The sequence below is a fragment of the Streptococcus sp. OMI750 genome (genome assembly GCF_047463895.1).
Classification (GTDB): domain Bacteria; phylum Bacillota; class Bacilli; order Lactobacillales; family Streptococcaceae; genus Streptococcus.
Window position 1 is genome coordinate 73,358 of sequence record NZ_JASHCZ010000007.1, and the last position, 17,833, is coordinate 91,190.

General features: G+C 40.8%; 19 protein-coding genes, 1 tRNA gene and 1 rRNA gene. 6 read left to right on the forward strand and 15 right to left on the reverse strand.

Annotated features, from left to right (window positions below; translation table 11 throughout):
- The first annotated feature begins 247 nt into the window (after positions 1-247).
- The 5 genes from QM830_RS10425 to serS all read left to right on the forward strand — a co-directional run bounded on the left by QM830_RS10425 (position 248) and on the right by serS (position 4,942).
- Positions 248-1,237, forward strand: coding sequence for a PTS sugar transporter subunit IIB (locus tag QM830_RS10425; protein ID WP_414326927.1), 990 nt, complete (start codon positions 248-250; stop codon positions 1,235-1,237).
- A gap of 27 nt (positions 1,238-1,264) precedes the next feature.
- Positions 1,265-2,068 (forward strand): PTS mannose/fructose/sorbose transporter subunit IIC, encoded by an 804-nt coding sequence (locus tag QM830_RS10430; RefSeq protein ID WP_048789380.1) that lies wholly within the window; start codon positions 1,265-1,267, stop codon positions 2,066-2,068.
- Positions 2,069-2,086: 18 nt separating this feature from the next.
- Positions 2,087-2,998 carry a PTS system mannose/fructose/sorbose family transporter subunit IID gene (locus QM830_RS10435; RefSeq protein ID WP_003010435.1) on the forward strand — a complete coding sequence of 304 codons (912 nt, stop codon included), beginning with the start codon at positions 2,087-2,089 and terminating at the stop codon, positions 2,996-2,998.
- An 80-nt stretch (positions 2,999-3,078) separates the two neighbouring features.
- A complete protein-coding gene (locus tag QM830_RS10440; RefSeq protein ID WP_023920226.1) occupies positions 3,079-3,447 on the forward strand; it encodes a DUF956 family protein in 369 nt (122 codons plus the stop codon).
- 217 nt (positions 3,448-3,664) lie between these two features.
- Positions 3,665-4,942, forward strand: coding sequence for a serine--tRNA ligase (gene serS, locus QM830_RS10445; RefSeq protein WP_414326929.1), 1,278 nt, complete (start codon positions 3,665-3,667; stop codon positions 4,940-4,942).
- A 43-nt stretch (positions 4,943-4,985) separates the two neighbouring features.
- On the opposite strand, the gene QM830_RS10450 is transcribed toward serS, so the two are convergent.
- The 13 genes from QM830_RS10450 to QM830_RS10510 all read right to left on the reverse strand — a co-directional run bounded on the left by QM830_RS10450 (position 4,986) and on the right by QM830_RS10510 (position 15,607).
- Positions 4,986-5,756 carry an acetyl-CoA carboxylase carboxyl transferase subunit alpha gene (locus QM830_RS10450; protein WP_414326931.1) on the reverse strand — a complete coding sequence of 257 codons (771 nt, stop codon included), beginning with the start codon at positions 5,754-5,756 and terminating at the stop codon, positions 4,986-4,988.
- Positions 5,749-6,615: an acetyl-CoA carboxylase, carboxyltransferase subunit beta gene (gene accD / locus QM830_RS10455; RefSeq protein WP_414326932.1), complete on the reverse strand. Its 867-nt coding sequence runs from the start codon at positions 6,613-6,615 to the stop codon at positions 5,749-5,751. Before accD ends, QM830_RS10450 begins: the two co-directional genes overlap by 8 nt.
- Before the next feature lie 103 nt (positions 6,616-6,718).
- Complete coding sequence (locus tag QM830_RS10460) at positions 6,719-8,083, reverse strand: acetyl-CoA carboxylase biotin carboxylase subunit (RefSeq protein ID WP_414326934.1); 1,365 nt, start codon at positions 8,081-8,083, stop codon at positions 6,719-6,721.
- A 13-nt stretch (positions 8,084-8,096) separates the two neighbouring features.
- A complete protein-coding gene (gene fabZ / locus QM830_RS10465; protein WP_414326935.1) occupies positions 8,097-8,522 on the reverse strand; it encodes a 3-hydroxyacyl-ACP dehydratase FabZ in 426 nt (141 codons plus the stop codon).
- Positions 8,519-9,010 carry an acetyl-CoA carboxylase biotin carboxyl carrier protein gene (accB, locus tag QM830_RS10470; RefSeq protein WP_414326937.1) on the reverse strand — a complete coding sequence of 164 codons (492 nt, stop codon included), beginning with the start codon at positions 9,008-9,010 and terminating at the stop codon, positions 8,519-8,521. The genes fabZ and accB overlap by 4 nt, the downstream gene beginning before the upstream one ends.
- A gap of 3 nt (positions 9,011-9,013) precedes the next feature.
- The gene (fabF, locus tag QM830_RS10475) at positions 9,014-10,246 is read right to left on the reverse strand and encodes a beta-ketoacyl-ACP synthase II (RefSeq protein WP_414326938.1); all 1,233 of its coding nucleotides are present in this window, start codon (positions 10,244-10,246) and stop codon (positions 9,014-9,016) included.
- A gap of 18 nt (positions 10,247-10,264) precedes the next feature.
- Entirely contained in the window at positions 10,265-10,999 is a 735-nt protein-coding gene (gene fabG, locus QM830_RS10480) for a 3-oxoacyl-[acyl-carrier-protein] reductase (RefSeq protein ID WP_414326940.1), read from the reverse strand.
- 12 nt (positions 11,000-11,011) lie between these two features.
- Complete coding sequence (gene fabD / locus QM830_RS10485; protein ID WP_414326942.1) at positions 11,012-11,932, reverse strand: ACP S-malonyltransferase; 921 nt, start codon at positions 11,930-11,932, stop codon at positions 11,012-11,014.
- Positions 11,933-11,956: 24 nt separating this feature from the next.
- On the reverse strand, positions 11,957-12,922 hold the full coding sequence (fabK, locus tag QM830_RS10490; protein WP_006596907.1) for an enoyl-[acyl-carrier-protein] reductase FabK: 966 nt from the start codon (positions 12,920-12,922) through the stop codon (positions 11,957-11,959).
- 110 nt (positions 12,923-13,032) lie between these two features.
- The gene (locus QM830_RS10495) at positions 13,033-13,257 is read right to left on the reverse strand and encodes an acyl carrier protein (RefSeq protein WP_003003892.1); all 225 of its coding nucleotides are present in this window, start codon (positions 13,255-13,257) and stop codon (positions 13,033-13,035) included.
- Between the two features lie 56 nt (positions 13,258-13,313).
- Positions 13,314-14,288 carry a beta-ketoacyl-ACP synthase III gene (locus tag QM830_RS10500; protein ID WP_414326945.1) on the reverse strand — a complete coding sequence of 325 codons (975 nt, stop codon included), beginning with the start codon at positions 14,286-14,288 and terminating at the stop codon, positions 13,314-13,316.
- A complete protein-coding gene (locus QM830_RS10505; RefSeq protein ID WP_009732277.1) occupies positions 14,288-14,722 on the reverse strand; it encodes a MarR family winged helix-turn-helix transcriptional regulator in 435 nt (144 codons plus the stop codon). Before QM830_RS10505 ends, QM830_RS10500 begins: the two co-directional genes overlap by 1 nt.
- A gap of 96 nt (positions 14,723-14,818) precedes the next feature.
- Positions 14,819-15,607 carry an enoyl-CoA hydratase gene (locus QM830_RS10510; RefSeq protein ID WP_414326946.1) on the reverse strand — a complete coding sequence of 263 codons (789 nt, stop codon included), beginning with the start codon at positions 15,605-15,607 and terminating at the stop codon, positions 14,819-14,821.
- A gap of 243 nt (positions 15,608-15,850) precedes the next feature.
- Here QM830_RS10510 and QM830_RS10515 point away from each other — a divergent pair, with 243 nt between their 5' ends.
- Entirely contained in the window at positions 15,851-17,206 is a 1,356-nt protein-coding gene (locus QM830_RS10515; RefSeq protein WP_414326948.1) for an aspartate kinase, read from the forward strand.
- Positions 17,207-17,627: 421 nt separating this feature from the next.
- Here the strand turns inward: QM830_RS10515 and QM830_RS10520 are convergent.
- A tRNA-Asn gene (locus QM830_RS10520) sits at positions 17,628-17,701 on the reverse strand.
- A 5-nt stretch (positions 17,702-17,706) separates the two neighbouring features.
- Positions 17,707-17,822 (reverse strand): 5S ribosomal RNA (rrf, locus tag QM830_RS10525).
- Positions 17,823-17,833: the final 11 nt, after the last annotated feature.

Here is a 17,833-nt window from a genome sequence, read left to right on the forward strand (position 1 = left end):
TTGTTTTTTCACAATCTTGTAAGCTAACTTTGCTTACAAACTATAGCATCTATGGCGCTGTTTTTACGGAATCACTTAGTGACAAAGCCTATAGGAATATATGTTGCATAGAGATAAATTAATATAACAACGATGCTCTGTTACCGACAGAAAAATTGACTTAAATGTGAAAACGGTTTATAATGAAGAAGCTTAAAGTTTTCTTAAACTGAAAGTCAAACAAATTTTATAAGGAGGAATGTCAATAATGAGTATTGGTATCATTATTGCTAGCCACGGTGAATTTGCAGCTGGAATCCACCAATCCGGCTCGATGATCTTTGGGGATCAAGAGAAAGTTCAAGTGGTTACGTTCATGCCAAGTGAAGGCCCGGATGATCTCTATGCTAAATTCAATGCAGCTGTTGCCGCATTTGATGCAGAAGATGAAGTCTTGGTTTTGGCTGACCTTTGGAGTGGTTCTCCATTTAACCAAGCAAGTCGCGTCATGGGAGAAAATCCAGATCGTAAATTTGCGATCATCACAGGATTAAACCTTCCGATGTTGATTCAAGCTTATACAGAACGTTTGATGGATGCAAATGCCGGCGTTGATCAAGTCGCTGCAAACATCATCAAGGAAGCAAAAGACGGTGTCAAAGCCCTTCCAGAAGAATTGAACCCTGTTGAAGAAGTTAGTACAGCCGCTGCTGCTCCTGTAGCCCAAGCTGCTATTCCAGAAGGAACGGTTATCGGAGATGGAAAATTGAAAATCAATCTTGCTCGTCTTGACACACGTCTTCTTCATGGACAAGTCGCAACTGCTTGGACTCCTGATTCAAAAGCGGATCGAATTATCGTAGCTTCTGACTCAGTTGCCAAAGATGAACTCCGTAAGGAATTGATCAAACAAGCGGCACCAAATGGTGTGAAGGCAAACGTTGTCCCAATTCAAAAATTGATCGATGTTGCAAAAGATCCACGCTTTGGTGAAACACATGCTTTGATCTTATTTGAAACCCCTCAAGATGCTCTTCGCGCTATCGAGGGTGGTGTTCCGATTAAAACCTTGAACGTTGGTTCAATGGCCCACTCAACTGGTAAAACCATGGTCAACAATGTCTTGTCAATGGATAAAGATGACGTGGCTACATTTGAAAAAATGCGTGATCTTGGAGTGGAATTTGATGTCCGTAAGGTGCCAAATGACTCTAAGAAAGATTTGTTTGACTTAATTAACAAAGCTAACGTTCAATAATCGATTACTTACGAAAGGATTTTAAACATGTCTATTATTTCTATGGTATTAGTGGTCGTTGTTGCCTTCTTAGCAGGTCTTGAAGGTATCCTTGACCAATTCCAATTCCACCAACCCCTTGTTGCTTGTACCTTAATCGGTTTGGTAACAGGTAATTTGACTGCTGGCATTATGCTTGGTGGTTCACTTCAATTTATTGCACTTGGCTGGGCAAACATTGGTGCCGCAGTTGCACCCGATGCTGCCCTTGCATCTGTCGCTGCTGCCATCATCATGGTACTTGGGGGAGACTTCAGTACAAAAGGAATCGCTGTCGCTCAAGGTGTCGCTATTCCACTTGCAGTTGCTGGTCTTTTCTTGACCATGATCGTCCGTACCCTTTCCGTTGGTTTGGTTCACACTGCCGACGCTGCTGCTAGAAAAGGGGATATCAAAGGTGTAGAACGCGCTCACTTTGTGGCCCTTCTTCTTCAAGGTCTTCGTATCGCCATTCCTGCAGCCCTCTTGTTGATGATTCCTGCTGAAACTGTCAAAACTGCTCTTGAACAAATGCCAAAATGGCTCTCTGATGGAATGCAAATCGGTGGTGGTATGGTTGTAGCCGTTGGTTATGCCATGGTTATCAACATGATGGCGAGCCGTGAAGTATGGCCATTCTTTGCCATCGGTTTTGCTCTTGCAGCCGTTAGCCAATTAACTTTGATCGCTCTTGGAGCAATTGGTGTTGCCCTTGCCTTGATCTACCTTACTCTTTCTAAGAAAGGTGGCAATGGAGGTGGCGGTGCCGCTACTTCTAACGATCCAATTGGCGACATTCTCGAAGACTATTAAGAAAGGTGTGACACTATCATGACTGAAAAATTACAATTATCTAAATCAGATCGTCAAAAAGTTTGGTGGCGTTCAACCTTCTTGCAAGGTTCTTGGAACTATGAACGGATGCAAAACTTGGGTTGGGCATACTCATTGATCCCAGCTATCAAAAAACTCTACACAAAGAAAGAAGACCAAGCGGCTGCTCTTGAGCGTCACATGGAATTCTTTAACACTCACCCATACGTTGCCGCTCCTATCATCGGGGTAACGCTTGCTCTTGAAGAAGAAAGAGCAAACGGTGCCGCTATTGACGATGCTGCCATCCAAGGGGTTAAAATTGGTATGATGGGTCCTTTGGCGGGTATCGGAGATCCAGTCTTCTGGTTCACTGTACGTCCTATCCTTGGTGCCCTTGGTGCATCACTTGCTGCGTCTGGTAACATCCTTGGCCCACTCATCTTCTTTATCGCATGGAATGCGATTCGTATGGCCTTCTTGTGGTACACGCAAGAACTTGGTTACAAAGCAGGTTCTGAAATTACCAAAGATATGTCTGGTGGGATCTTGCAAGACATCACTAAAGGAGCTTCTATCCTCGGAATGTTCATTCTTGCTGTCTTGGTAGAACGTTGGGTATCTATTAAATTCATCTTTAATGTTTCTTCTGTCAAATTAGACGACAAAGCTTATATCCACTGGGATAAACTTCCTGAAGGATACAAGGGTATCCAAGAAGCCTTCGCTCAAGTTGGTTCAGGCCTATCTCAAACACCTGAAAAAGTTACAACTTTCCAACAAAACTTGGATTCATTGATTCCTGGTTTGATGGGATTGCTTCTTACTTTTGCTTGTATGTGGTTGTTGAAGAAAAAAGTATCTCCAATCACTATCATCATCGCTCTCTTTGTAATCGGTGTATTAGCACACGTTGCTGGCTTGATGTAAGCAAAGATCAACTAAAAAGAAGGTTTCGGCCTTCTTTTTATTATGATATAATGGAGTGAACAGCAATACAGGAGGATCTCATGGCTCAATCATTGAATAAAACCGTTGAATTCCATACTACAGGGGTTTCTTACCTTGGAGTGGGGGGAAAGGTTGGAAAAATCCTAGTCGGGAATGCCGCTTTTGAATTTTATGCGGATGCAAATGTAGAAGACTACATCCAAATTCCCTGGCAAGAAATCGAGCGAATCGGAGCCAATGTATCCGGACGTAAAATTAGCCGCCATTTTGAAATCTATACCAGAGAATCAAAATTTCTCTTTGCTTCAAAAGACTCTGGAAAAATTTTAAAGATTGCTCGGGAACATCTAGGAAATGATAAAATTGTCAAACTTCCTACGTTGATCCAAATCATCACGGCTAAAATTAAAAATCTATTTGCAAAATAGGATCTTTTCTTGTATAATAGACGCAAACGGATAAGTAAGTTAAGAGGTTCTTTCAGAAAGTCTGCGGTTGCTGCGAGCAGATAGAAATCTTAATTGAAATTCTACCGTTTCTTTAAAATACAATATCGAATCAAGTGCACACCTGTGAAGTTGGATGGAACCGTGGCTCTGCCACTCCAACACTCTAACAGGTGTGTTTTTTGTTAAAGGAGAAGCTATGTTAGATATTAAACGGATTCGTACAGACTTTGATGCGGTTGCTAAAAAATTGGCAACACGTGGCGTAGATGCAGCTATTTTGAATGAAATGAAAGAAATCGATGCCAAACGTCGAGATATCTTAGTCAAAGTAGAAAATCTCAAAGCAGAGCGTAACACTGTATCTGCTGAAATCGCACAAGCTAAACGCAACAAAGAAAATGCAGATGATAAGATTGCTGCCATGCAAACCCTCTCTGCTGAAGTCAAAGCATTGGATACAGAATTGGCTGAAATCGATGCCAAATTAACTGAATTCACTACTACCCTTCCAAATATCCCTGCTGATAGTGTCCCTGTTGGAGCAGATGAGGATGACAACGTTGAAGTTCGCCGTTGGGGAACTCCTCGCGAGTTTGACTTCGAACCAAAAGCTCACTGGGATTTAGGTGAAGACCTTGATATCCTTGACTGGGAACGCGGCGGTAAAGTAACAGGCGCTCGCTTCCTTTTCTATAAAGGTCTGGGAGCTCGCTTGGAACGTGCTATCTACAACTTTATGCTAGATGAGCATGGTAAGGAAGGCTACACCGAAGTTATCCCTCCTTACATGGTTAACCACGATTCTATGTTTGGTACTGGTCAATATCCAAAATTCAAGGAAGATACTTTTGAACTCAGCGATACCAACTTTGTCTTGATTCCAACCGCTGAAGTGCCTTTAACTAACTACTACCGTGATGAAATCATCGATGGCAAGGATCTCCCAATCTACTTTACTGCCATGAGCCCATCTTTCCGTTCAGAAGCTGGTTCTGCTGGTCGCGATACTCGTGGCTTGATCCGTTTGCACCAATTCCATAAGGTTGAAATGGTTAAATTTGCTAAACCTGAAGAGTCCTATGAAGAATTGGAGAAAATGACAGCCAACGCTGAAAACATTCTTCAAAAACTGAACTTGCCATACCGTGTCGTGGCTCTTTCTACAGGAGACATGGGCTTCTCAGCTGCTAAGACTTATGACTTGGAAGTCTGGATCCCAGCGCAAAATACTTACCGTGAAATTTCAAGCTGCTCAAACACAGAAGATTTCCAAGCTCGGCGTGCTCAAATCCGCTATCGTGATGAAGCCGATGGCAAGGTGAAACTCCTTCACACTTTGAACGGTTCTGGATTGGCTGTTGGACGTACCGTTGCTGCTATTCTTGAAAACTATCAAAACGAAGATGGTTCTGTAACCATCCCAGAAGTCCTTCGCCCATACATGGGGGGCGCTGAAGTTATCGCACCAAAATAAAACTCAAAAAACTGAGTCTTGCAAGTTGCAAGCTCAGTTTTTTTTAATATTTACGGAAACGTTGGTAGCGTTGCTCTAGAAGGTCTTCTAGTGGCAAGGATTGTAGAGTGGCGAGCTCTTCCAGTAATTCCTTCTTCACTTGAGCTAGTAGTTCTCCATTTGAAAAACCATGCTCTGGAATCACTTTATCGACAATATTCATATTTAATAACTCGTGAGAAGTAATCTTCATCAACTCAGCGGCTTCCATGGCACGGCTTCCATCTTTCCATAGAATAGAAGCAAAGCCTTCTGGACTCAAGACGGCATAGATGGAGTTTTCCAGCATCCAGACCTTGTCTGCCACAGCTAAAGCAAGGGCCCCACCAGAGCCACCTTCTCCAATAATAATGGCGATAATCGGAACTTTTAAGTCACTCATTTCCATGAGGTTACGAGCAATAGCCTCACCCTGTCCCCGTTCCTCAGCGCCAACACCCGGATAAGCACCTGCGGTATTGATGAAGGTTACAACTGGCCGACCAAATTTTTCTGCTTGTTTCATTAGACGCAAGGCTTTTCGATAGCCTTCTGGATGGGGTTGCCCAAAATTACGTTTTAGGTTATCCTGAAGATTTTTCCCTTTTTGAATTCCAACAACTGTAACTGTTTGATTCCCTAAGCGTCCAATCCCACCAATAACTGCACCATCATCACGGAAATTCCGATCTCCATGTAATTCAATAAAATCATCAAAGATCCCTTGAGCAAAATCTAGCGCAGTTAATCTTCCTTGATCACGTGCTTCTTTAATAATCTGTGTTATTTTACTCATGTTTACCTCCATGAAGGGCCAATAATTGTCCAACTGTTGCTCGGATTTGGCTTCTCTCCACAATCAAATCTACAAATCCATGTTCTTCTAGAAATTCTGCTTTTTGGAAATCATCTGGTAATTGTTCCCGTACAGTAGACTCGATCACGCGCCGACCGGCAAATCCTACCAGAGCTTGACTCTCTGCCATGATGATATCTCCTTCCATGGCAAATGACGCCGTTACCCCTCCTGTTGTTGGGTCTGTTAGAACTGTCAGATAAAACAATCCTGCTTTAGAATGTCTTTGAACAGCTGCAGAGACTTTTGCCATTTGCATCAAACTGACGATTCCTTCTTGCATCCGTGCTCCACCTGACGCGGTAAAGAGAACGACCGGCAAATGTTCTTTTGTCGCTAGTTCAAACAGTCGAGTAATTTTTTCACCTACTACAGAACCCATTGAAGCCATGATAAAATTAGAATCCATGATCCCAAGAGCAACTTTTTGCCCTTTAATCAATGCAGTTCCTGTCAGTACAGCTTCATCCAATCCTGTCATTTCCCTTACAGCAGCCAATTTCTTCTGGTAATTTGGGAAATTCAAGGGATCTGTCGTTTCAATCCCTGTAAACATTTCTTCAAAACTAGCCGGATCCACTGTAAGAGCTAAGCGTTCTTTAGCAGAAATACGGAAGGTATAGCTACAATTCGGGCAAACCCGTTCGCTTCCTAAATCTTTTTGGTAAATGGTATGTTTACAACCTGGGCACTGCGAAAATAGTTCATCCGGAACTTCAGGTTTTGGTTGAGGTTCCTTCCAGGACGACCTATTCGGATTGATCCGAATATATTTGTCTTTTTTAGAAAATAATGCCATTACTTACTCCTTAAAATATGCTACAACATCTTTAGCATTACTATAAAAGCCTGAATCTGTGAGGATGATGTTCATACTTCCCTCACAAGTCCAGGCTTTTTCATCATTCCTTATTATAATTTGGAAGGAATTGTTCCATCAAAAATGCAGTGTCATAATCACCAGCAATCACATGCGAATCTGAAATTAAATCCAACTGGAAATGACTATTGGTAGTGACACCATCAATTTCTAACTCATAAAGAGCTCGCTGCATCTTCATCAGTGCATCAAAACGATTTTCACCATGAACAATGATCTTAGCAATCATACTATCGTAGTATGGAGGAATTGTATAACCAGGGTAAACGGCAGAATCCACACGTAGACCAACCCCACCACTAGGAAGATAGAGATTGGTAATCTTCCCTGGACTTGGTGCAAAGTTAAAGGAAGGGTTTTCTGCATTGATCCGGCATTCCATTGCATGGCCTTTGATAACAATATCCTCTTGAGTGACAGATAATTCCTGGCCTGCTGCAATTTTGATCTGTTCCTTAACGATGTCAACTCCAGTTACAAATTCCGTTACAGGATGCTCTACTTGAACACGAGTGTTCATTTCCATAAAGTAGAACTCACCCTTGCCTTCATCATACAAGAATTCGATGGTCCCAGCATTCTCATATCCAACTGACTCAGCTGCCCGAACAGCAGCAGAACCAATGCGATTGCGAAGAGTTTTTCCAATGGCAATCGAAGGAGATTCTTCTAGAACTTTTTGATTATTCCGTTGAAGAGAACAATCCCGTTCACCTAAATGAATCACATGTCCATGCTGATCCGCTAAAATCTGTACTTCAATGTGACGTGCAGGATAAATCACCCGCTCCATATACATGGCACCATTCCCAAAAGCAGCTTGTGCTTCTGAGGAAGCAGATTCAAAAGCAGCAACGAGATCTTCTGGTTTTTCAACCTTCCGAATTCCCTTACCGCCTCCTCCTGCTGATGCTTTCAACATGACAGGATAGCCGATTCTATCAGCAATCTCGAGAGCTTCTTCTGAAGTATAGACTTCCCCATCAGATCCAGGAATGACAGGAACTCCTGCCTTGATCATCTGTTTACGAGCATTAATCTTATCCCCCATCATATCCATAACTTTAGCAGATGGACCGATAAATTTAATGCCAACTTCTTCACACATAGTCGCAAACTTTGAGTTTTCGCTCAAAAATCCAAAACCAGGATGGATAGCTTCTGCACCTGTTAAAACAGCTGCAGATAAAACCGCACTCATATTCAAATAAGATTCTGTTGATTTGGCAGGTCCAATACAAACTGCTTCATCAGCTAGTAAGGTATGCAAGGCTTCTTTATCAGCAGTAGAATACACCGCAACCGTCTCGATGCCAAGTTCACGAGCTGCACGAATAATGCGAACTGCAATCTCACCACGATTGGCGATTAAGATCTTACGAAACATAGATAGGCCTTTCTTAATTTCCAATTGCAAAAGTAAGTGTTCCTGAAGCTGCAAGCTTACCGTCTACCTCTGCTTTCGCTTCAACAACAGCAATTGTTCCACGACGTTTGACAAAAGTAGCTGTCATCACCAGTTGATCTCCTGGAACGACTTGTTTTTTAAACTTCACCTTGTCCATCCCTGCATAAAAGACTAATCTCCCTTTATTTTCAGGTTTTGACAACTCTAGTACACCTGCTGTTTGTGCCAAAGCTTCCATGATGAGAACACCTGGCATAACAGGATACTGTGGAAAATGTCCATTAAAAAATGGTTCATTAATTGTCACGTTTTTAATGGCAACAATCGTATCTTCGCTTGTTTCTAAAACGCGATCCACCAAAAGCATTGGGTAACGATGCGGCAAAGCCTCACGAATAGCATTAATATCAATTGTCATTTGATTCGAACCAATCCTTTTCCAAATTCAACCATTTCTTCGTTGTTCACCAAAATTTCAGTGACAACACCATCTTTAGGTGCTGGGACTTCATTCATCACTTTCATGGCTTCAATGATCAAGAGTGTTTGACCTTTGGTCACCTTGTCTCCAACAGAAACAAAAGCTGGTTTATCTGGAGCTGGTGACAAGTAAGCGACACCAACCAATGGACTTTCAACCACATCACCTTCTGCCTCTTGAGCTGGAGTAACAACTGGCTCAGCCGTTACAGCTGGAGTTGCTGGTGCTTCCACAACAGGAGCTACTACCGGCGTTTGAGGTGTTGCTGGCACTACTTCAACCGTAGGAGCTACCGGTGTAGCCGCAACTGAACTCGTTTGGTTTTTACTCAAATTCAATTCTTCGCCGTTATTTTTATATGAGAATTCACGCAAAGTTGAGGCATCAAACTGAGCCAACAAATCTTTAATTTCAGAAATATTCATGAATTATCCCTCCCAGCGTTTAAAGGCCAGGACAGCATTGTGCCCACCAAATCCGAAGGTATTTGAGATAGCGTACTGAATATCCGCATCTTGGCCTTCACCATATACAACGTTTGCTTCAATATAATCTGATAACTCTTGTGTCCCAGCAGTTTTTGGAACATATTGATGGCGAATTGCTTCGATCGTCGCAATGGCTTCAACTGCACCAGCTGCTCCCAAGAGGTGGCCTGTAAATGATTTTGTAGAAGATACTGGAACTTCTGTACCAAATACAGAAACGATTGCACCACTTTCTCCTTTTTCATTTGCTGGAGTAGAAGTACCATGGGCGTTGACATAATTGACCTGAGCTGGTTCAATTTCTGCCTCATCCAAAGCCAACTTCATTGCTTTGATAGCTCCTTGGCCTTCTGGATGTGGAGAAGTCATATGGTAGGCATCACAGGTATTTCCGTAGCCCACCACTTCAGCAAGAATGGTTGCACCACGTTTTTCAGCGTGTTCCAAACTTTCAAGTACCAACATTCCTGATCCTTCTCCCATTACAAATCCATTCCGATCTTTATCAAATGGAATAGAAGCACGAGTTGGATCTTCTGTTGTTGAAAGAGCTGTCAAGGCTTGGAAACCGGCGATTGCAAATGGGGTAATAGAAGCTTCTGAACCACCTACCAACATCAAATCTTGGAAACCAAACTTAATTGCACGGAAAGCATCCCCAATCGCATCATTCGAAGAGGCACAAGCCGTATTGATGGATTTACAAATTCCATTAGCTCCAAAACGCATAGCAACATTACCAGATGCCATATTTGGCAGAGCTTTTGGAAGGGTCATTGGTTTGACACGTTTTGGTCCTTTTTCATGCAAGCGAATCACTTGGTCTTCGATTTCTTTGATTCCACCGATACCAGAAGCAACAATGACACCAAAACGATCTTTATCAATAGCTTCTACATCTAAACCTGCATGATTCACAGCTTCTTGAGCAGCATACAAGGCATATAATGAGTAGTTGTCAAAGCGGTTTGTATCTTTTTTGATAAAGTACTTATCAAATGGGAAATCTTGAATTTCAGCTGCATTATGAACAGCAAAGTCACTGTGGTCAAATTTTGTAATCGGACCAATTCCAATTTTTCCTTCTTTTAAGCTATTCCAAAATTCTTCTGGAGTGTTTCCGATTGGAGATGTCAAGCCATAGCCTGTTACAACAACACGATTTAATTTCATTTCAAAACCTACCTCTTCTTACTGCATAGTTAAGCCACCATCAATTGCGATGACTTGTCCTGTTAGATATTCTTGAGTTGCAAGAAAGACTGCAACATCTGCCACTTCTTCTGTATTTCCAAAGCGTTTCATCGGAATTTGAGCGAGAGACACTTCTTTAATTTTTTCCGGAAGACCTTCTGTCATATCAGACTCAATGAAGCCCGGCGCAATGACATTGACTCGGACATTTCTACCAGCTACTTCACGCGCTACCGATTTAGAAAAACCAATCAAACCAGCTTTTGAGGCTGCATAGTTAGCTTGTCCAACATTTCCTGTCAGACCGACAACACTCGACATGTTAATGATAGCACCTTCACGCGCCTTGGTCATCGGCTTTAAGACTGATTGTGTCATATTAAAAGCACCAGTCAAATTCACCTTCAAGACTTGCTCAAAATCTTCTTCCGTCAATTTTAACATGAGCTTATCATTGGTAATCCCAGCATTATTCACAAGAACATCTACTGATCCAAGGACTTCAATCGCTTCTGCTACCATTCGCTTCGCTTCCGCGGCTTTAGATACATCCCCAGTAACGCCAACTACCTTCACACCGTATGAGGCGAATTCATCTACTAAGCCTGCTGGAAGTTCTCCGCGACTATTTAAGACAATGTTAGCACCTTTTGAAGCAAATTTATGCGCAATAGCCAATCCAATGCCTCGACTTGAGCCAGTAACAAATACATTTTTATTCTTCAGTTCCATAGTCACCTCATCTTATTCGTTCAGTAGGGCATCAAGGCTGGCTTGATCCTCAACATTTTTCGTTGGAAGAGTTTTATCAATTTTTTTCAAGAAACCAGTCAAGACCTTACCTGGACCAATTTCAATCACTTCATCTACTCCAAACTCTTGAATCGTTGCAATCGAATCATAGAAACGAACGGGCTCCATCACCTGGCGAGCCAATAATGTTTTGATTTCGTCTGATTTCATGATCTTCGCTTCTGTATTCCCAACCAAAGGCAAGCTAAAGTCCTTAAAAGTGACTTTTCCAAGTTCAGTCGCTAGTTTTTCACTAGCAGAAGCCAATAAGGCCGTATGGAAGGGACCAGAGACATTCAGAGGAATCAACCGTTTTGCCCCTGCTTCTTTTAAGAGTTCAACAGCATAGTCCACAGCTTCAACCTCTCCACCAATCACAATTTGGCCAGGAGTGTTGTAGTTAGCTGGTGTTACGACTCCCTTTTCAGAAGCCTGTTGACAAATTTCTTCAATCAAGGCAGGATCAGTATTCATGACAGCAACCATCTTCCCGCTTCCAGCAGGTGCCGCAGTTTCCATAAATTCACCACGCTTAGCTACCAAAGAGACCGCTTCTTCAAAAGAAAGAGCGCCTGCAGCAACTAGAGCAGAATATTCTCCTAGAGAAAGACCGGCAACAATATCCGGTGTAATGCCCTTTTCTACTAATAGACGATAAATAGCTACTGAAGTTGTCAAAATAGCCGGCTGGGTAAAGCGTGTTTGATTGAGCTTTTCTTCATCCGAATCAATCAATTCACGTAAATCATAACCCAAAATCTGACTTGCAGTATCAAATGTCTCCTTAACAATCGGATAAGTTGCATACAAGTCACTAGCCATCCCCAATTTTTGGGCACCTTGACCAGCAAATAAGAAAGCACGTTTTGTCACTGTTCTCTTCCTTTCCTTTACTTGTTAGAATTTGACATCTGCCCAGCGAGCTGCTTCTTTCTGAATGACTTTAGCAGCTCCAAAATAGATATCTTCCAAGATTTCAGCACAGGTTTCTTCTTTACTTACGAGACCTGCAATTTGTCCTGCCATCACAGATCCGTTATCAACGTCTCCGTCGACAACAGCATTGCGAAGAGCACCTGCTCCTAATTCTTCAATTTCTTCTTGGGTCTTCTTACCTGCCAAGAAATCTTTTTCAGCTTGATTATAGGCAGAAGCTAATTTATTCTTAATCGCACGAACTGGATGGCCAACAACTGACGCAGACACTACTGTATCAATATCTTTAGCTTTCAAGATTTTATTCTTAAAGTTTTGGTGAGCATTTGATTCTTTAGCAACGACAAATCGTGTTCCCACTTGAACAGCAGCTGCTCCAAGCATGAAGACTGCAGCCGCTCCAGCACCATCTGCCACACCACCAGCACCAATAACAGGAATAGAGACAGCTTCGACAACTTGACGAACCAGGGTCATGGTAGTCAATTTACCAATATGCCCTCCTGCTTCCATTCCTTCAGCAATCACAGCATCCGCACCTAGTTTTTCCATCCGTTTTGCTAAAGCTACTGAAGGTACAACTGGAATAACGGTAATGCCAGCTTCGTGGAAACGATCCATGTATTTCCCAGGATTCCCTGCACCAGTGGTAACAACTTTAACCCCTTCTTCGATAACCAAATCAACGATATCATCTGCAAAAGGAGAGAGGAGCATGATATTCACTCCAAAAGGTTTGTCAGTAATGGATTTGACACGATCAATATTCGCTTTGACAACTTCTTTAGGTGCATTTCCTCCACCGATGATCCCAAGACCACCCGCATTGGATACAGCTCCCGCTAGATCACCATCAGCGACCCAAGCCATACCACCTTGGAAAATTGGATATTTAATGTTTAATAATTCTGTAATTCGTGTTTGCATAATACCTTCCTCGTTTTCGCTTAAGTAATAGTTTGAAAACGTTTCTTTGCTTTGAGCGTCAAACTATTACCTAAACAAGAGAGAATATCTTTCGATACTCTCATCCATTATTATTTAGTTTTTTCTTCTACGTAAGCTACAAGGTCACCTACAGTAGACAAGCCTTCTTCAGTTTCAATTTGAATGTCGAATGCATCTTCAATTTCTGAAATCACTTGGAACAAGTCCAATGAATCAGCTTCAAGATCTTCAAAAGTAGACTCAAGTGTTACTTCTGATGGTTCTTTACCAAGTTCTTCAACGATAATTTCTTGTACTTTTTCAAATACTGCCATGATTGGCCTCCTTAAAAATAATAAAAAATTTTTAAAATGTGTTTCCACATGTTTAACTAGATTGTAACAAGAAGTGTGCCCCATGTCAAACCTCCACCGAATCCTGTTAGAAGAATTTTTTGACTTCCATCCAATCTGATTCGATGATTCTCAACACACTCCGATAATAGAATGGGGATACTAGCAGCGCTAGTGTTTCCATATTCCATCATATTTGCTGGGATCTTTTCTCTAGAGACTCCCAGTTTTTTTGACATCTTATCTAACATTCGGTCATTCGCCTGATGTAAAAGAAAATAGTCAATCTCTTCTGCTTCCAATGATGCATCTATTATAAGCTTTTGGATACTTTTCGTGACATCACGAATAGCAAAATCAAAAACAGAACGTCCATCCATCGTGAGATATCTTCGATCGGTAACTTCCTCTGAATAAGGAGAAGATAGACCCAAATAGCAAGATTCAAGACTAGAACCTCGGCTTCCATCGGTAAAAAGATTCTCAGCTAAGAAGGATTTTTGATCGCTCGCTTCAAGCAAGACACCACCAGCTCCATCCCCAAAGAGGACTGACGTAGACCGGTCTGACCAGTCCAAGACTTTTGAAAGTGTCTCACTACCGATCACAATCCCTCGCCGGTACATCCCTGAAGAAATGTATTTTTCAGCAGTGGCTAATGCAAATACAAATCCGCTACAGGCTGCAGTCAGATCAAAAGCAAAAGCCTTATAAGCTCCAATATTAGCTTGTACCCGGGCTGCTGTCGATGGCATTAAGCTGTCTGGAGTAATTGTAGCGACAACGATAAAATCAATTTCTTCAGCGTCTAAGTTTGCTTTTGCTAATAATCTTTGTGCTACCACTGTCGCCAGATCGCTCGTCGTCTCATCTCTTGAAATGTGACGGCGTAAGATCCCTGTGCGACTACTGATCCATTCATCACTTGTGTCCATGATCTTAGCCAAATCGTCATTTGATACGACTTGGTCAGGTACATAATGAGCAACTTGACTAATTTTAGCAAAGACCATTATTTAATTTCCTCCAAGAAGCGATACAGATTTTGCAATCCTTTTTGCATCACTTTCTTCTCTTCGGGGCTCATATCTCCAATAATTTGGTTGACCATCCGTTTATGGAATTGTTGATGAAGTCGATAAAGTAGACGACCATTCTTTGTTAAACTCAAGTGTACAACCCGGCGATCAACTTCAGATCTTCTTCTTTCGATATACCCTTTGCGCTCAAGATTATTCAAACTTGTCGTGACAGTCCCCAAAGTCACCATCAACTCCCGTGAAATATCACTCGGGGTTGCATTCGGTGTCGAACCAATCACGTCGATCGTATGCATTTCTTTAATAGAAACATCTTTAAATCGACTTGCTCTTAGGCTCGTCTCCTCGATAACCAAAACATTATTAAAGATGGATGTTAAATAGTCATTAACTAATTGGTAATTCAAAACTCCACCTCCTAATTTTACTTTGATAGTCAAATTTTATCAAAAATGAAAATAATTTGCAAGCTTTTTTTCATAAAACATAGAAAAAATACAAATTTATTTTCCTTTAAATTGTGGCCGACGTTTTTCAGAGTAGGCAATAACCCCCTCCTTAAAGTCTTCCGTAAAGGCTAATTTCTTTTGCAAATCCAATTCAAGATCCGCATATTGATCCCAGTCTTTTAGGAAAGCATTCCAAACCATCTCTTTCATCGCGGCATAAGAATTTGAAGATCCTCTTCTTAATTTTTTAAGCAATTGATCTACCGTTTTCTCAAGTTTTTCAGATTCACAGAGGCGGTAAGCTAGTCCATATTCCAATGCTTTTTCTGCAGTCAAGGCTTCCCCCGTCATTACTAAATGAGTAGCTCGTGACATGCCAATAGCTTTTCCTAATAAGAACAAACCACCCGCATCCGGTGCCAAACCAACTCCAACAAAAGCCTGAATGAATTTTGTCCGCTCACTAATAATACAAAAATCAACAGCTACTGCAATGTTTGCTGCTGCTCCTGCGACAGCTCCATCTGCCACCATGATAACTGGCTTAGGCAATTGTTTAATTTTCTTTGAAATAGTATTAACCAATTCAGCTATTAAGACAAGAGACTCGATGTCATCCGCATCGACTGCTCGTTTCATTTCGCTCAAATCTCCACCAACTGAAAAGATTTTTCCTTCAGCTGACAAAATAATGAACTTCACTTCTTCATTGTTCTCAGCATCTTCCAAGGCCTTTAAAATTTCCTGACACATTGGAGTGTTAAAACCATTGGATACGTTCGGGCGATTTAAAGAAATAGTTGCTAAGTCATTTTCAACAGAATACAAAATTGTTTCAAACATTACAGACTCCTTTAATTTTCAGATTAAATATTTTGATATTGAAACTTTTTTAGTATAATACATCATACCACAAAAAATAGAATTAGTAAAATATATCTATAAGATGTAACAAAATTGTAAAATTTGAATATTTTAAACTAACTCGCTCTGAGAATTCAATTATTTTTTGACCTGTCAGGAAATACATTGTATCAATAACTGAACTTTGGTATAATGTATTAATGAAACTATTAAGGAGAAAACATGAAAGTTACTAAATTCGGTGGAAGTTCTCTAGCATCTGCTACTCAATTAAAAAAAGTACTTGATATCATTAAAGATGACCCAGAAAGAAGATTTGTTGTTGTATCGGCTCCTGGTAAACGTAATCCGGAAGATACAAAAGTAACGGATGCCCTCATTCGATATTATAAAGAGTTCACTTCGGATAAGGATGTTACCCAAACCCAGAAATGGATTATTGAACGTTATCGTGATATTACTGAGGAGTTGGGACTAAAGGAAACGATCATTCAAGAGATCGCTGAAGATATCTACGATTTAACTAATTTACCTAAAAAAGGAAATCCATTTACATACGATACTTTTCTAGCGGCTGGAGAAAATAATAATGCTAAACTCATTGCAGCCTATTTCAATCAAAATGAGCTAGAAGCTAGATATATTCATCCAAAAGAAGCGGGACTTATCGTAACTGCAGAGCCTTCTAACGCTCGAATTTTACCATCTAGTTACGATAAAATAGAAGAATTAAAGGATTCAAGTGAAGTCGTTGTAATTCCTGGATTCTTTGGTGTTACCCAGAATGGAGATATTTGTACATTTTCTCGTGGGGGTTCAGATATTACTGGGTCCATCATTGCTGCTGGCGTCAAAGCTGACTTATATGAAAACTTTACAGACGTAAATGGAATCTTTGCAGCTCATCCTGGCATTATTAAACACCCACATTCCATCCCTGAAATAACCTACAAAGAAATGCGTGAGTTGGCTTATGCAGGATTTTCAGTCTTACACGATGAAGCACTCGTTCCTGCGTACAGAGGAAAAATTCCATTAGTTATTAAAAATACAAATAATCCAGACCATCCTGGAACACGTATTGTTTTAGAACATTCAAATGATCATGTGACTGTAGTAGGGATTGCTGGCGATTCAGGATTTGTTAGTATAAACACCACCAAATATCTGATGAACCGGGAAGTTGGATTCGGTCGCAAATTCCTTCAAATTCTTGAAGACCTCAATATCAGTTGGGAACACATGCCAACAGGTATCGATGACTTGTCCATTATTTTACGATCACGTGAATTAACCCCAATCAAAGAACAGGAAATCTTAAAACAACTAACACAAAAATTAGAAGTTGACACCGCTGAAATCGAACATGACCTTTCAATCATTATGATTGTTGGTGAAAACATGAAAAGTCAAGTTGGAGTTACTGCTACCGCAGCAAAAGCACTTTCAGAAAATGAAATTAATATCCAAATGATCTCTCAAGGTTCAAGTGAAGTATCCATCATGTTTGTTGTCAGTAAAGACCAAGAAGAAAAAGCCATTAAAGCTTTATATAATGCCTTCTTCTCAAATAACTAAAAAGCAAAAAGCTCCGTTTGATAAACGTGGCTTTTTTTTCTTAAAAACTTATATTGATAAATTAAGTTAGATTTTTCATGTATCTCAGAAAAACTTGGTATGGTGTTTAATAAATAAAAAACTTCCTAAGAATTCTATTTCTTTTATCAGGTATAGCTGATAAATCATTTTGAGAAATATTCGTAAAATCCATTTGTTTTAATAGTCTATAATGTTCATTGAGACCTCGTTGACCAGGATATCCTGGATCTGCAAAGAAAATATCAATGTCATGTGCATTAGAAATAGATTTCCAATTAGAAATTTTTTTCAGACAAATGTGGTTTTTATCTGAGCCTAAAATAGATGACTTTTTCTGTCTACCTTAATTTAACAAATTGGAAAAATAAAAAAAGATCAATAACTTGATCTCATTTTTTTACTCCGCCAGTAGGACTCGAACCTACGACATCATGATTAACAGTCATGCGCTACTACCAACTGAGCTATGGCGGAATCAAGCTAAGCGACTACCTTATCTCACAGGGGGCAACCCCCAACTACTTCCGGCGTTCTAGGGCTTAACTGCTGTGTTCGGCATGGGTACAGGTGTATCTCCTAGGCTATCGTCACTTAACTCTGAATGCT